The sequence below is a fragment of the Wolbachia endosymbiont (group A) of Gymnosoma rotundatum genome (assembly GCF_947250765.1).
Lineage (GTDB): Bacteria > Pseudomonadota > Alphaproteobacteria > Rickettsiales > Anaplasmataceae > Wolbachia > Wolbachia pipientis.
In genome coordinates this window covers 423,351-438,887 of record NZ_OX366347.1, presented here as the reverse complement: position 1 = coordinate 438,887, position 15,537 = coordinate 423,351, and the positions used below count along the sequence as shown (strand labels likewise).

General features: G+C 35.0%; 11 protein-coding genes, 1 tRNA gene and 1 pseudogene. 9 read left to right on the top strand and 4 right to left on the bottom strand.

The features are described 5' to 3' along the window. The first annotated feature begins 378 nt into the window (after nucleotides 1-378). From OOK97_RS02165 to OOK97_RS02130, 8 genes and pseudogenes are all read left to right on the top strand, one after another. Nucleotides 379-1,251, top strand: a complete 873-nt coding sequence (locus OOK97_RS02165; RefSeq protein WP_406719926.1) for a reverse transcriptase N-terminal domain-containing protein — start codon at nucleotides 379-381, stop codon at nucleotides 1,249-1,251. Next, on the top strand, nucleotides 1,133-2,134 hold the full coding sequence (locus tag OOK97_RS02160) for a group II intron maturase-specific domain-containing protein (protein WP_406719937.1): 1,002 nt from the start codon (nucleotides 1,133-1,135) through the stop codon (nucleotides 2,132-2,134). Before OOK97_RS02165 ends, OOK97_RS02160 begins: the two co-directional genes overlap by 119 nt. Before the next feature lie 95 nt (nucleotides 2,135-2,229). Beyond that, nucleotides 2,230-2,541, top strand: a pseudogene (locus tag OOK97_RS02155) (nuclease/transposase family protein); the annotation flags it as partial. Between the two features lie 214 nt (nucleotides 2,542-2,755). Beyond that, nucleotides 2,756-3,613: a hypothetical protein gene (locus OOK97_RS02150; RefSeq protein ID WP_264705522.1), complete on the top strand. Its 858-nt coding sequence runs from the start codon at nucleotides 2,756-2,758 to the stop codon at nucleotides 3,611-3,613. A 156-nt stretch (nucleotides 3,614-3,769) separates the two neighbouring features. Then, nucleotides 3,770-3,847, top strand: a tRNA-Arg gene (locus OOK97_RS02145). Between the two features lie 82 nt (nucleotides 3,848-3,929). Continuing rightward, nucleotides 3,930-5,048 (top strand): molecular chaperone DnaJ, encoded by a 1,119-nt coding sequence (dnaJ, locus tag OOK97_RS02140; RefSeq protein WP_012673045.1) that lies wholly within the window; start codon nucleotides 3,930-3,932, stop codon nucleotides 5,046-5,048. A gap of 208 nt (nucleotides 5,049-5,256) precedes the next feature. Further along, on the top strand, nucleotides 5,257-6,891 hold the full coding sequence (locus OOK97_RS02135; protein ID WP_012673044.1) for a ribonuclease J: 1,635 nt from the start codon (nucleotides 5,257-5,259) through the stop codon (nucleotides 6,889-6,891). A gap of 5 nt (nucleotides 6,892-6,896) precedes the next feature. After that, nucleotides 6,897-8,159, top strand: a complete 1,263-nt coding sequence (locus OOK97_RS02130; protein ID WP_006279726.1) for a Tol-Pal system protein TolB — start codon at nucleotides 6,897-6,899, stop codon at nucleotides 8,157-8,159. Between the two features lie 41 nt (nucleotides 8,160-8,200). On the opposite strand, the gene gatC is transcribed toward OOK97_RS02130, so the two are convergent. The 3 genes from gatC to OOK97_RS02115 form a co-directional block, all read right to left on the bottom strand. After that, nucleotides 8,201-8,554 carry an Asp-tRNA(Asn)/Glu-tRNA(Gln) amidotransferase subunit GatC gene (gatC, locus tag OOK97_RS02125; protein ID WP_015588776.1) on the bottom strand — a complete coding sequence of 118 codons (354 nt, stop codon included), beginning with the start codon at nucleotides 8,552-8,554 and terminating at the stop codon, nucleotides 8,201-8,203. Next, on the bottom strand, nucleotides 8,544-9,470 hold the full coding sequence (locus tag OOK97_RS02120) for a ribose-phosphate diphosphokinase (protein WP_264705521.1): 927 nt from the start codon (nucleotides 9,468-9,470) through the stop codon (nucleotides 8,544-8,546). Before OOK97_RS02120 ends, gatC begins: the two co-directional genes overlap by 11 nt. A gap of 303 nt (nucleotides 9,471-9,773) precedes the next feature. Beyond that, nucleotides 9,774-10,640: an ankyrin repeat domain-containing protein gene (locus OOK97_RS02115; protein WP_006280296.1), complete on the bottom strand. Its 867-nt coding sequence runs from the start codon at nucleotides 10,638-10,640 to the stop codon at nucleotides 9,774-9,776. Between the two features lie 418 nt (nucleotides 10,641-11,058). On the opposite strand from OOK97_RS02115, the gene OOK97_RS02110 reads away from it, so the two are divergent. Beyond that, nucleotides 11,059-13,611 carry a WD_0033/WD_0034 family tandem repeat-containing protein gene (locus OOK97_RS02110; RefSeq protein WP_264705520.1) on the top strand — a complete coding sequence of 851 codons (2,553 nt, stop codon included), beginning with the start codon at nucleotides 11,059-11,061 and terminating at the stop codon, nucleotides 13,609-13,611. A 628-nt stretch (nucleotides 13,612-14,239) separates the two neighbouring features. On the opposite strand, the gene purD is transcribed toward OOK97_RS02110, so the two are convergent. After that, entirely contained in the window at nucleotides 14,240-15,511 is a 1,272-nt protein-coding gene (gene purD / locus OOK97_RS02105) for a phosphoribosylamine--glycine ligase (protein WP_264705519.1), read from the bottom strand. Nucleotides 15,512-15,537 lie beyond the last annotated feature (26 nt).

Sequence of the window (15,537 nt, the reverse complement as noted above, 5' to 3'; positions counted from 1 at the left end):
CTCACATTTTAAAGGGTGGCAACCTTTGGGGTGCAAGCATGAGATAAAAGCAGGTAACACTAAACCTCATGGTGAATCCTTGCAAACAGAGTTAGATATGATTACGAGAGGAACCTATGTTTGAATTGTCGTCAAAGCATAGTATGCGAAAGGAGGTTGAATTACGCATAGACCAAAACGGTATGAAGCAAAAGTGGAACTAAAGATTGAAGACTTTAGTTATTGATGTTCCCAGCTTCCGGCAAATAGTAGGAATCTAAGTTTAACGTGAAACGAAGCCATGGAACGGAGTAACCACATAAAAGCTCTTATATTCATTAAAATATAAGTAGGTAGCCAACCACAAGCTGCTATGTGGAAGGATTGTTTAAGAAGCTAATGCCCAAAGTAATATCTGGGATATGCAGACGTAAACACTTTAATTTGGAAGGTAAAGTGGTGAATAGTAGTGAATATGTTATGGACCAGCAAAAAGCTAGGTATGAATGGAATGGAATTCCTTGGCGAAAGCTGAAGAAATCTTCATTTAAGCTACAAAAACGAATTTACCAAGCTTCTAAATGTAATGATATCAAAAAGATGCATAATCTTCAAAAATTATTGCTCAAATCAACAAGTGCAAAAACACTCGCTGTTAGGAAAGTAGCACAGGACAATAGGGGGAAGAAGACTGCAGGTATTGATGGAAAGGCTAATCTTAATCAAAAAGAAAGATTACAACTATCATATTCTTTAGATATAAAAGAAAAAGCAAAGCCATCAAGACGCGTCTGGATCCCAAAACCTGGTAAGCCATCGGAGCATCGCCCGCTTGGTATACCTACTATATCGTGTCGAGCAAAACAAACACTTGTAAAAATGGCTTTAGAACCAGAATGGGAAGCAAAACTTGAGCCAAACACTTATGGTTTTAGACCTGGTAGATCATGTCATGATGCAATTGAAGCCATATTTGATGTGCTAAAACAGAAAACAGCATATATATTAGATGCTGATATTTCTGGATGTTTTGACAATATTAACCATAATAAACTGCTTGAAAACCACACCAACGTTAAAGAAAATCATAAGAAGATGGTTAAGGGCAGGCGTTATGGAAGATGGAAAGTTTCAATCCACAAAACGTGGTACAATTCAAGGAGGGACGATCTCACCGTTGCTAGCTTGTGTTGCATTACACGGATTAGAGCAACATATCAAAAAAGCATTAACAAACGAACTCTTTCAATGCATGAAAAGAAAATATGGTAGGATATCGCATAAAAACGCGCAAAAGTCTATTAGTGTAATTTTCTACTGTGATGATTTTGTCATCATACATGAAAACGAAGAGATTATTCTTAAAGCAAAAATTTTAGTTGAAGAATGGTTAGAAACCATTGGACTAAAATTAAAGCCCTCTAAAACAAGAATTTCTCATACATTAAGAACCATTGACGAAACAAAACCAGGATTTGATTTTCTTGGATTTTCAATAAGACAATATCCAACAAAAGAAAGTAAAAAAGGTTACACATTATTAATAAAACCAAGTCGTAATTCTATAAAGCAGCATACATTTGCTATTAAACATAAACTTAGAGAAATGCGTGGGGCGCCACAGGAAGTAATAATAAGGAATCTCAATCCAATAAACAGAGGATGGAGTCAATATTACTCTTCGGTAGTTTCATGTAAAATCTTTAGCTCATTGGATAATACTATACATAGAAAGCTCTGGAAGTGGGCAGTCTTTAGGCACCCAAACAAAGGGAAATGCTGGATAAAAAGAAAATACTTTAAAAAGTATAATAACGATAACTGGCGTTTTATGACAAGTAACAAGATACATCTTATTATACACAGCGATCATGATATTAAACGACATATCAAAGCGCAAAAAACCAGATCTCCATATGATGGTGATTGGGTATATTGGGGTAAACGTCTGAGAAAAATACCAGATAAGCCATTAAGAGTAATAAAACTATTGAAGTTACAACAAAGTAAATGTGATAATTGTAGACTATGGTTTAAAAATGATGATACAATAGAAATACATCACAAAGACCGGAATAGACGAAACAACATGATCAAAAACTTATCTTTGTTACATGGACATTGTCACGATGAATTACACAGGAGGTGTGCATGAAAAGCACCAAATTGGAGAGAAGCCGTATGAGGCGCAAAGTCTCACGTACGGTTTTGAAGTCGAGTGAGGAGGGGCGACCTTCTTCACTTAGACAACAATATGCAGATGAAACTACGGAAGAAGACTTAAGGAAAATAGCAGAAAAAGCACCAATAATAAAGTTAGCCTACGATGAATTAGACAGGTTTAGCTGGAATGAAAAAGATTTAGTAGCTTACGAAGAAAGAATAATGGATCTACGTAAGGAAGAAGCCATTCTTGAATACAAACTTGAGGAAGGTATAGAGAAAGGAAAAATCGAAGTTGCAAAAAATTTACTTAAAGCTGGTGTATCTGTTAATTTAATAGCTGAATCCACTGGCCTTTCTCAAGCTGAAATTGTACAGCTTAAGCAAGAAGTGGCCTAAGTATCACGGTTTTCAGGGCTTTTTTAGCTCGGCAGTGGTCTGAAAAGTCCATTTTTCACTTTATAAAATGTTTATATTTTACCACCTACTTTATTTGAATAAGTTCTTCTGCCACACTCTGAACGGATACTTGAATCAGGCTCAAGTTGACAAGTAGATGTTATCTTGTTATAATAAATATTTATTAATTTAATCTTAACTTAAGAGGGTATTTATGGTAGCAAGTGATAGTGTTTTAAAAAGGTATGCGTTAGCCTATATAAAGAAATTAGGTAATAATAATAATATTGAAGGGTTTCTACAGTATTGTAATAATACACCGAATTTAACTTGGAGCAAGGAGAATTTTAAAAATGTGTATGAAGAATTTACATATCCAAATTCAAGCAATAGGCACGATACAGGAATCAGAGATGATCAATATAACGCAGGGAATAACGCACAACCTACAGGCCCTCAGACTACACATATACATGTATACAATGATAGAGGTTTAGATTTTTGGGATTATTTACTACTTCGCAGCCTGTTTGTTGGTCATACTACAGTTATAAATAACCCTGGTTTCAGTAGTGGTAGCCATCAAAGCAGAGAAGATAAGAAAAAAGACTCAGAAGACAATAGAAAGCTATTAGCTTTGGGTATAGTAGCTGCAGTTGTGTGTGTTGCTTTCCATGCTGGTATGTGTTTTTGGTATAACAGCAGCAGAAAAGTGGCTAGAAAAGAAGAAAAAATAGATTACCTGGATAGTAAATTTAAAACGTTCAGAAATATAGAATTTGCGGTTGGCGTTGTTTCTTTGGCAGCTTTGGTAGCTTGTGCTGTTTACCCAGTCTTACCAGTGTGGGGTTTAGCTATCCTTGGCGTTAATTCTCTCGTATGTTTTGCTGGTGGTTTAGCTTTTCATATGAAGCATGAGGAAGAATCAGAAAATATCGAGAAAGCTGAAAGAGCGGTAGATAGCTATCTTAAACAAGTGCATGGTTATGGAGATTCTTCTCGTGATGCACCACCTCCTTACTCTCCTCAATATCCTAATACTACTCCAAGCGCTCCTCCTTACTTTCCTTAAAGCGCTTCTCCTTCTTATAGTGAATTTAATAATCCTAATGTGGAACAGCAGTCTGGGAGTTGTGAGTGGTTCATGCGTGGTAAAAATTAACAGTTTTATTTTTAGCCAAATTAATTGAATCAAGCCACAAAATCTGCTAAAGTTAACTTTGTGAAAGCACCCTTAGCTCAGTTGGATTAGAGCATTTGACTACGGATCAAAAGGTCGGGCGTTCAAGTCGCTCAGGGTGCACCACATTTTATAGGAAACAGAAGTCACACTTGAAATTAATATATGTAATACCTATCTTTAAAGGTTAAGCACTAAACTATTATATATGAGCAAAAAAGACTACTATGATCTGCTGGAAGTAGGCAGAAATGCCAGTATTGATGAGATAAAAAAAGCGTATAAAAAATTAGCATTAAAATATCATCCTGATAGAAATCCTGGCAATCAAGAAGCAGAGGAAAAATTTAAAGAAGTAACAGCTGCATATGAAGTTCTGTCTGACTCTGAGAAAAGGGCAGGCTATGACCGTTATGGCCACGAAGGTGCTTCTGGTGGATTTCAAGGCTTTAGCTCTGCAGGAGATTTTAGCGACATATTCAATGACTTCTTTGGTGGAGGATTCGGTGGTGGTGCAAGTAGATCGAGAGCAAAAAGAAGTACAACAGGAGTATCTGGAGCAGACCTACGTTATGATCTTGAAATTACCTTAGAAGATGCATTTAAAGGAATACAAGCGCCTATACATTATGTGACAAATGTAAAATGTGATACATGCCAAGGCACAGGTGGCGAAGGAGCAATTAAACCAGTTCAGTGCCACACATGCCAGGGAAGCGGTAGGATTAGAACTCAACAAGGCTTTTTTACCATCGAAAGAACATGTACTACATGCTATGGGGAAGGAGAAATAATACAAAACAAATGTAAGAAATGTGGTGGAAGTGGACGTAGAAGAGATGAAGTAAATATATCCGTTTCAATTCCAAAAGGCATAGAAGAAGGAGCTAAGGTAAGGATAAGTGGTAAAGGAGAAGCTGGAACAAAAGGTGGAAAAAGTGGAGATTTATACGTATACGTGAAAATAATTTTCCATAAAATCTTTGCTAGAAATAAAGCAGATTTACACTGTAAAGTGCCTATAAGAATGACACTAGCAGTGCTTGGTGGTGAAATCGATATTCAATCAATTGATGGAGCTAAAATAAAAGTAAAGGTCCCTGAAGGCACTCAAACTGGTACCAAACTACGTTGTAGGGAAAAGGGTATGCCATATATGAACTCACATGCTCGTGGTGATTTATATGTACAGGTAATAGTTGAGACTTTAAATCCAAAAAATTTAACTAAAAAGCAAATTGAACTATTAAAAGCGCTTGAAGAAGAGGAAAATGCAAGTGTACAACAGCAATCTGAAGGGTTTTTTAGTAAAGTAAAAAAAAAATAAGAAATCTGCTAAATGACATAAAGGGGTAACTGTTTACGGGTTTTCATTTAATCCTGCAATTCTTTGACCTTATTAATGGAAAACTTAACAATAGTGTTATTATTAGCCAACAGAAACTTCTTAGTTCCTTAAAACTATGTAAAAGCAATAAATTTCTTTATTTAAGGTCGAAGTTTTGCTATTCTCAGGTTTTAATAATTTAAATTTAATGAATATAAACAAAAATGAGTTTTTATTTCTTCCGCTTGGGGGAGTAGGAAGAATCGGGATGAATGTTAGCCTATATCATTACCAAGGTAAGTGGATTATGATCGACCTTGGTGTTGGTTTTGCAGATGAAACTATGCCAGGTGTTGAGCTGCTCATTGCTGATATAGATTTTATTGCTCAAAGAAAAAAAGATTTACTTGGAATAATAATTACACATGCACATGAGGACCACTGCGGTGCAGTGCCCCACTTGTGGGAAGAGTTGCAGTGCTCCATATATACAACAAAGTTTACGGTTAATTTTCTTAAAGAAAAACTAAAAGAATTTCGATTGGAAGGTATAGTGCCTGTAAAAGAGGTAGACATAAATGGCAGCATAAATTTGGGTCCTTTTACCGTCGAGTTTATAAATGTAACTCATTCAATTCCTGAGGCAAATTCAATATTAATTAGCACTGAAATGGGTAGTGCACTCCATACCGGAGACTGGAAATTTGATCCAAAACCTGTTGTTGGATTAACTTCTAATATGGAGCGTCTAAAAGAAATTGGCGATAAAGGTGACCTGCTTGCAGCAATTTGCGATTCAACCAATATATTAAGCAAGCATCACCCTGAGTCAGAAGGTGAAATTTATAATAATATTTATAACATAATAAAGCGGTCTAAAAAATTAGTTGCTGTTTCGCTATTCGCTTCAAATGTGGCACGAATTGAAACGATAAGCCAAGCTGCAAAAGCACTAAATAGAAAAGTAGTTTTACTTGGTAGATCTTTATGGAGAATAGTGAAAGTTGCGCAAGATAGTGGTTATTTAACTGATTCTCCTCAGTTTCTTGAAGCAAAGGAAGCAGTAAATTTTCCAAGGGAAGAACTGGTGCTACTTTGCACAGGTTGTCAAGGTGAGCCACTGGCAGCTACCGCAAGACTTGCTGCTAAGAGTCATCAAGCATTTAAAATGCAGCAAGGTGATACCATGATCTTTTCGTCAAAAATCATTCCTGGAAATGAAACTCGTGCGCACAACATGCTCAATGCCTTTATTGAGATGGGGGTAGAAGTTATTACTGAAAAAACAGAGCATGTTCATGCTTCTGGGCATCCAACAAGAGAAGAGCTAAAGGAAATGTATTCTTTAATAAAACCGAAGATGTCTATTCCAGTTCACGGCGAATATATTCACACGCATGCACATGTAAAATTTGCTAAAGAGTGCGGTGTGGCAAAAGCAATAATGATTGCACCAGGTGATATTGTTAATTTGGAGAACGGAGAAAAGGTTGATTCAATTGATGTTGACTACTTTGGTATTGATGGTATGTTGCTACGTCATCCGGAGAGCAGTGTTATAAAAATGCGTAAAAGAATGAGAGATGCCGGAGTTATTGTGGTAACAGCAGTTGTAAACAAGAAAAATAAATTGCTTGCTAAACCAAAAGTATTTGTACCTGGTGTTTTTGAAGTGCTAGAAGATGCAGCTACCATACAGAAAATTGTCAAGAAAGTTGAGTCGTTGTTTAGTTTGCAGCCAACAAAAAAAATTAAAAATAAGATTGAAAGTTCAATATTGAGTATCTTAAAGGAATATTTACTAAAAAGGCCTATAATTGAGGTTCAGATAGAACAGGTATGAAATGAATGAAGCTATTCGTTCATCTGGTGTTATTTATTTCGTTATTTATTCCTTATTTTACAAAAGCTGCTTTATATGTTGATATAAAAAAAAGCAGTGTTGGTAACATTGGTCTTGTTGTATCTAAATGTACATGTAAAACAGCGTTGGAAAGCGAATTAAGCGAAAATATTGCAAAGGTAATAGGAACAAATTTATCTAATTGTGGCTTATTTAATGTAAAACGTGGCGCGGAAGCTGAATCTAAATCTTGGAAAAGCGATACTGTAGTCACAGTAAGTTTAAGCGAAATATCTGGTAGTGCATTAGAGCTATCATTTCGTTTATTTGACGCTTTTACAAAAAGAGAATTACTTACTCAGTCAGTTGTTTTTCCAGCAAAAGACTGGAGAAAAATTGGTCACCTCGTTTCGGATGTGATACATGATAGATTAATTGGTGAGAAAGGGCACTTCAACACAAAAATCACGTATATCGCTGAAGAAAAAGATAGCAACTACAAATCTGTGCGTAAAATTGCTGTGATGAATCAAGATGGAAGTAATATAAAATACTTAACAAATGGCGATAGATTTGTGTCAACACCGAGATTCTCACCAAATGGAAAGGGCATTGTTTATATCTCGTACGCAAATGGTAAAAGTTATATAATATTAAAAAATTTAAAAGATAACACTGAATCAATAATCAGCGCATTTGAAGGAGTTGTTTCTGCACCAAGATTTTCTCCCGATGGTAAATCTCTTTTAATTTCCCACTCATTGGGTGGTGAAACGAATATATTATCTTTGGATTTAAGTAGTAAACGAACAAAAAAAATTACTAAAGGTTCAGCTATAAGCACTTCTCCCTCTTTTTCTCCAGATCAAAAGTATATGGCTTTTAGTTCTGATATAAGTGGGAGTCAGCAACTGTACGTTATCGATTTTACTAACAAAAGTAAAAAACCTAAAAGAATTAGTTTTGGAAGTGGAAGATATGCTACGCCTGTTTGGTCGCCAAAAGGAGATCTGATAGCTTTTACAAAGATTCAGTCAGGAAAATTTTACATAGGAGTTATGAAGCCAGATGGCAAAGAAGAACGTCTGCTTTCAGAGGGGCATAAAATTGAATCCCCGGCATGGTTACCAAATGGTAGAGAAATCATTTTTACAAGAACAGAATCACCAAGCAACTCTAAACTATATTTAGTAGACTTAGTAAAGAAAAATCAAAAAATGGTTTCCACTCCCACAAATGCTTCTTTACCGGATTGGTCTTATTTTTGAAAGTAGATCTATTATAGATTTGATATGAGCCTTATTTTACTTTAATCGCTTATAACCTTTGGCACTACGAAATACCCATGCTCAGGTTTTGTATTGGACAATATCTCTTTTTTAATGTTTTGAGAATTTATAACATCATCGCGTACATGAATGTCCTTGTCTATGCTGCCATAACGCATAGGAGAAACACCTTCAGTATTAACTTGCAATAAAGTATCGTGTATCCAATCCAGCATTGTCAGTTCTTTGGAGTAGTGATCAATCTCGTCATTTGATAACTTAATCCTTACAAGCTGTGCAATTTTAAGCATTTCTTCTTTGGTAATTGTTATTTTTCTCTTATTTGCAAATTCTATTAGTGAAGTAATAACGTCTTCTGTTGACTTAGCTGGCATCTTTACCTCCTTGGATAAAGTGAGTTAAAATATTTACAACCGAAACAACTTCTATTTTACCAGTTTTTTCAAATTTGTGAAGTATGGTATCCGTAATCACTAATTTATCTAAAGAAGAGGAAGAAATTTTCTCAACTGCACTTCCTGAAAGCACGCCATGTGTGATGCATGAAATTACGGACTTTGCTCCGTGGCCTTTTAAAGCAAGAGCTGCATTACACAATGTTCCACCAGAGTCAACTATATCATCAACAATGACACAATTTTTATTTGCAACTTCTCCTATTATGTTCATTACTTGAGATGTGCCTGCTTTCTCCCTATATTTATCTACTACAATAATCTTATCATTTAACCCTATCTTGTACTTTTCCTCTAAAGCCTTTGCAAAAGCACGTGCTCTGCCAATTGCTCCAACATCAGGTGCAACAATTGCCAAATTTTCCGTGTTTATAGAGTCAACAAATGCTTCAAAGCAGTTCAAATTAGTTACCGGTACATCAAAGAATCCTTCAATTTGACTTGAGTGCAAATCAATAACTGCAACACTACTTGCACCTGCAGTTTGAATAAGATTTGCAACTAATTTGGCACTTAAAGCAGATTGCATATCATTGTTTTTGATAATTCTATCTTGCCTGCTATATCCATAATAAGGAATAATTGCCGTTATTCTTTTTGCTCCTGACCTATTTACTGCATCAATTATAAGCAGAAGCTCCATAAGGTTATCATTCACAGGGGGAGAAAGAGATTGTATTATATATACTTCTTGATTATATAGATCATTTGCTACTTCTACATTTACCTCACCATCGGTAAACTTTGATATCCAAGCAGAGGATGGTTGAACATCTAGCCGGTTAACTACTGATTCCCCTAATTCCTTACTAGCATTACCTATTATTATCTTCATAACGCACTAATTGAGTTTTTAAGATTATACAGAAATTGTGAAATAATTGAAATGTAAGTTTCTTTATCTAGTATTCTTGTCGGCGAATTAGGTATCTCTTGTACAATGACCTGTCATTTTCACGCATTGTTTCAATATACAGACCCAAATTGAAACAACTATACAAAATCCTGCTTATGTTTCAAGATAAATGACTTTAATGAAATATAATTTATCTAGTCATTTGTATCTGCTAACATACTACACTTCCCATTGTAGAGCCTCTGCAACTTACTGAAATTTATAATCGCTTTATAAAAAGCTTTATACTCTTTGCTTAATTGGAGGCGCTACCTCTGCACTTTCTGCTCTGTCTAGGGTACTACTTGGTTTTTCTGCAGTAATTTTTTGAATGCTACCATCTACCTTATTCTTGATATCTGCTCCATATGATCTTAATACTTCAATAGCTTTCTCGTTTCCACTATTCAGCGCAATATCCAAAGCATCCATTCCATCATTATTTTTGTGGTTGATAAAATTCTCTAACTCAAAGATTTTTATATATTGCTCAATGATGAATTCTACCACTTTTCCAGGGCAATTATTAGCGGCAGGAAAGAGTACTGCATTGTTATTATTGTCTTTCTTTGTTACATCTGCTTTGAGCTTGTCTATCAAATACTTGATAATTTCTATTCTGCTATCATCTTCTGCTTCAGTGCACTGCCTAGCAGCTAAAAACAGAGCTGTTCGCCCATTATTGTCCACATCTTCAATATCTTGTCCCTTATCAATTAAGGCTTGTATTATATTTTTGTTCCCATATAAAGCAGCAAAGTGAAGAGGAGTATACCCTTCGGTGCTTTCTCTTTCATTAATCAATGCACCATGGCTAGCTAGTAATTCTATAAATTCTGGCGTATTTGCAAAAACTGCAAAGTGCATTGGTGTTAGATCATCTTTACCATGATTTTGAGTTTTTGCATTAACGTTTGCTCCATTTTTTATCAGCAATTTTGCTATTTCTAATTGTTTGCGTCCGATGGCAATATGCAGTGGCGTACGATTGCGTTCATAATGATCATTGACGTTTGTGCCACACTTTATTAGTAGTTCTGCAGCTTCAATATTACCTTCCTGAATTGCAACGTATAAGGAAGCATATCCATCTTTTGTTTCCTCTGTCATACGAAATTGCGAACATGTTAGTTCATATATTATTAAGGATTATTATTAAGTTTTTATTAATACAATATTAATGTAGCGGGATGACGAGCTTATCGTCATCCCGCCGCGAACCGTCATACCACTGCGAACCGTCATACCGCCGCGGTATCTCTAGATCCCGCTAACAAGCAGCGGGATGACGGTTTTTCAAATTATCGTAAGTCAGTTTAGCTATAGCTACAAGTTTCATTCTTCCCTTACAAATAACTTTACTGCGTCCTTTTTTCGGATTCAGAATTAGCAAGAAACGTTCTTGTAAGGTGGTCTACTAAAATTTTACTTTATAAAACAATGTCTGAGCTATGCAATTAATACATTGTCAACACAACTGACTTATAAAAGCGAATACTATAACTTTAAAAAGAAGAGAGGAAATATTATGTTTAGTTTAAGAAAGATCTTGGGAAGAAAAATAACTTATCAGGCAAATGATTCGAAATTGAAAGAGAAAGATGAAAAAAGTATTTTGAAATTAGCATCAAAAATAAAAGGCAAAAAAAGTAGCATTGCTGAAGAACTAGAAAAAATATCTAAAAAGGAAAAACAAAGGATTCTTACTACGGAAGTAAGCAAACATCAGGGTAAAGAATCAACTTTTACACTACTTACTCATGCTATATTTTGCGAGAATAGTCAAGCTGTAAAGGATATTTTGCAACAAGCTAAATTGAGCAACCTTTTAAAGAGTGTTCTTAGTGCAAAAATAATTAGTGATGATTCATTAATTTACACACCGCTTACTTATGCCATATTATGTAAAAATAGCAAAGCTATTAAAGAAATTTTAAAAGTCTCTAAGGAGAACGGTATTCTGAAAGATATTCTTGACGCAACAACAACTATAAAATATCTAGATGGTCGGAGAGCAACTGTCACACCACTTGCTTGTGCTATACTATGTGGAGATAGTATAGCTATTGAAGAAATTTTAAAAGTCTCTAAGGAGAAAGATATTCTTAACACAACAGCAACTATAAAATATCCAGATAGCCAGAAAATGACTTACACACCACTTACTTATGCTATGTTCTGGAAGGATAGCAAAGCTATTAAAGAAATTCTAGTAGCAGCTAAAGGGAACAGTACTCTTCTGAAAGATATTCTTAACACAACAACAATTATGAAATATCTAGACCGGGAAGTGGCTTATACACCACTTGCTTATGCTATACTACGTAAAGATAGTATAGCTGTTGAAAAAGTGTTAAGAGTAGCTAAAGAAAAAGGTATTCTGAGAGATATTCTTGACGCAACAACAACTATAAAACATTTAGATAGCCGGGAAGTGACTTACACACCACTTGCTTTTGCTATGTTCCGGAAGGATAGCAAAATTATTAAAGAAATTCTAGTAGCAGCTGAAGAGAACAGTATTCTGAAAGATATTCTTGACGCAACAACAACTATAAAATATCTAGATGGTCAAGAAGAAATTTACACACCGCTTACTTACGCCATATCATGTAAAAATAGCAAAACTATTGAAGAAATTTTAAAAGTCTCTAAAAAAAACGATATTCTGAAAGACATTCTTGACGCAACAACAACTATAAAATATCTAGATGGTCATGAAGAAATTTACATACCGCTTACTTACGCCATATCATGTAAAAATAGCAAAACTATTGAAGAAATTTTAAAAGTCTCTAAAGAAAACGGTATTCTGAAAGATATTCTTGATGCAACAACAACTATAAAATGTCCAGATGGTCATGAAGAAACTTGCGCACCGCTTACTTATGCTATACTACGTAAAGATAGTATAGCTGTTGAGAAAATGTTAAGAGTAGCTAAAGAAAACGATATTCTGAAAGACATTCTTGACGCAACAACAACTATAAAACATTCAGATAGCCGGGAAGTAACTTACACACTACTTGCTTATGCTATACTGCGTGAAAATAGTATAGCTATTGAAGAAATTTTAAAAATCTCTAAGGAGAACAGTATTCTGAAAGATATTCTTAACGCAACAATAACTATAAAATGTCTAGATGGTCGGAGAGTAACTGTTACACCACTTGCTTATGCTATACTACGTAAAGATAGTATGGCTGTTGAGAAAATGTTAAGAGTAGCTAAAGAAAACGGTATTCTGAAAGACATTCTTGACGCAACAACAACTATAAAATATCCAGATGGTCAGGAAGAAACTTGCACACCACTTGCTTATGCTATACTACGTAAAGATAGTATAGCTGTTGAGAAAATGTTAAGAGTAGCTAAAGAAAACGGTATTCTGAAAGACATTCTTAACACAACAATAACCATAAAACATAAAAATAATCAAAAAGTAACTGATAAGTTACTTGCCGCATTACATGATCGCAAAGTTATTCAAAAAATTTTAGACATAGCTAGAGAAAACGATATTCTGAAAGACATTCTTAATGCAACAATAACTATAAAATATCCAGATAGTGAAGAAAAAATCTACACACCACTTACTTATACAATATCATGTAAAAGCAACGAAGCTTTTAATACAACAAGAGCTATAAATCAAGATGGTCAGGAAAAAACTCACATCCCATTTCCTACCGTTTCCGTACTTGATGAAAGAGAAACTGAATTAAAATTAAAAGAAAAAAGACAAAGTAGAAGAGATGAGGGATTAAATTTTAACAATGGTAGTAGTGACAAAAATGTTGAAATAAAAGTTAATGGGGATATCTTGTTGCAGCATAGTAGTGGAACTAAAAATGAAATAAATCATACTGCTGTACGTAATGATGTAGGGGGGGTAAAGCTTCCTATAGAAAGTAGAACAAATGTTAAAGTACGGAATATAAGTGGATGCAAAGTAATGACTGTAGCTTCTATGGTGATTGAGTTGGTAGATAGTAAAGCGACATGTGTACTGTTAAAACCCACCACTAAATTGGAAGAAGTAGCTATAACATATTTTCAAGGTTTAACACTATATTTATGAAACTTAATTTATATGTGCTAAACAAGATGCTGATTAGTTTTATAGCTAACCCAAGAAAGGTTTCCCTACGTCATACCGCCGCGGTATCTCTAGATCCCGCTGCGGGATGACGATTGTCGTTTAGCCATAAATATTTAAGAAATTTACCAAATGAAAAAAAAGGCAAAAGAAGCCCTGGGGTTATTATCTGCTTTAAAATATTGGCGTTTTTTATGTTTTAAACGCTTGACAAGCAAGATTTAGCTGCTTTTAATTGCAACTAACCTATGCTGCAAATGTTTAAGAAATTTACCAAGCAGAAAAAAAGACAAAGAATCCCCGAGTTAGCTAGTCTTTTACTATCTCTGTCGAGTATTGGCATTTTTTGATGTCTTGTAACGCTTTATAAGCGCGTTCAGCTTATTTAGATAAAAATCTAGATGTAGATGAAGTTTTGTAAAGACATACAGTATCTATATACTGCAAAAAATTGAACATAAGACGCCGATACATTAAGTAATCCTTACCTTTTAATCTGCAGATTGGCGAAAGCAAATACAATAGCTTCACTATCATGATAAGGGCGCTGGCGGAGTTTGTCAAGGAAGTTTTTCGTTTCTGTGAACCACCTGCTAACCGACAGCTAACATTAACTACCGATATCGTATCTGAAGAAGCCCCCTGGCCATTCTAAAAAATTTAATGCTGAGTACACTTTACTTTTGGCTTCCTCTATAGTGCTCCCTTCTGCTACTATATTTAGCACTCTTCCGCCATCGGAAACTAAGTTACCACTTTCATCGAATTTAGTACCAGCATGAAACACCAACACACCAGGAATGCTTTCAATCTTATCTAATCCTTTAATTACTTCTCCCTTTTGATAATCACCCGGATAGCCTTTACTTGCAACAACTACACAAACTGTAGATTTGTTGTTAAGTTCCACCATTTTGACATTTAACTTTCCTTCTGCAACTGACAACATCAATTTTAACAAATCGCAATTTGAATCAAATCTAGGTAATATAGATTGCGTTTCTGGATCACCGAATCTAACGTTATACTCGAGAAGTTTTGGGCTATCTTTGCAAATCATTAAACCAGCAAAGAGTACTCCTTTATAAGACGTACCCATGTTAACCAATGCTTGAGCTGTAGGGTATATTATTTTTTGGATAATTTTTTGCTCCATGTCCTTACTTATAATTGAAGGTGATGAGTACGACCCCATACCTCCAGTATTTTGGCTTTCATTACTTTCATCAACTCTCTTATAATCTTTTGCACACCCAAGAGTTACTACTTTCAACCCATCAATAAGAGCAAAAAAACTTACTTCTTCTCCAACTAAAAACTCTTCTATGATTATTTCTTCACCTGATTCACCAAATTTTTTCTCCACTAGCATTGAATTTATTGCTGAAAAAGCTTCGCTTTCTGTATTACATATAACCACCCCTTTTCCTGCTGCAATTCCATTTGCTTTCACTACAAGTGGAAACTTTATTTTATTGCTACGTACAAAATCTTTAGCTAACCCTTCATCAACAAAACACTCGTACTTGGCAGTTGGTATACCATATCGTTTACATAGTCCCTTGGTGAAAGACTTCGATCCCTCAAGTTTTGCAGTTGCTTGACTTGGAGCAAAAACATTTATTCCCTCTGCAACTAAATCATCAGCAAGCCCATCAATTATTGGTTGTTCTGGACCAATAACAACCAACTCTATATTTTCTCTCTTGCAAAATTGTGTAACATCCACTGAATTTTGAATATTTACATCCACAAGAACTCCCAAATTTTCCATGGCCTGGCGACCAGGAGTTACATATAACTCAGTCAAGATAGGAGATTTTTTTAGAGCCCAAAGTAGAGCGTGCTCACGCCCACCAGAACCTATAACCAGAACCTTCATCTTTATTTCCTCGCTTTTCTATATGT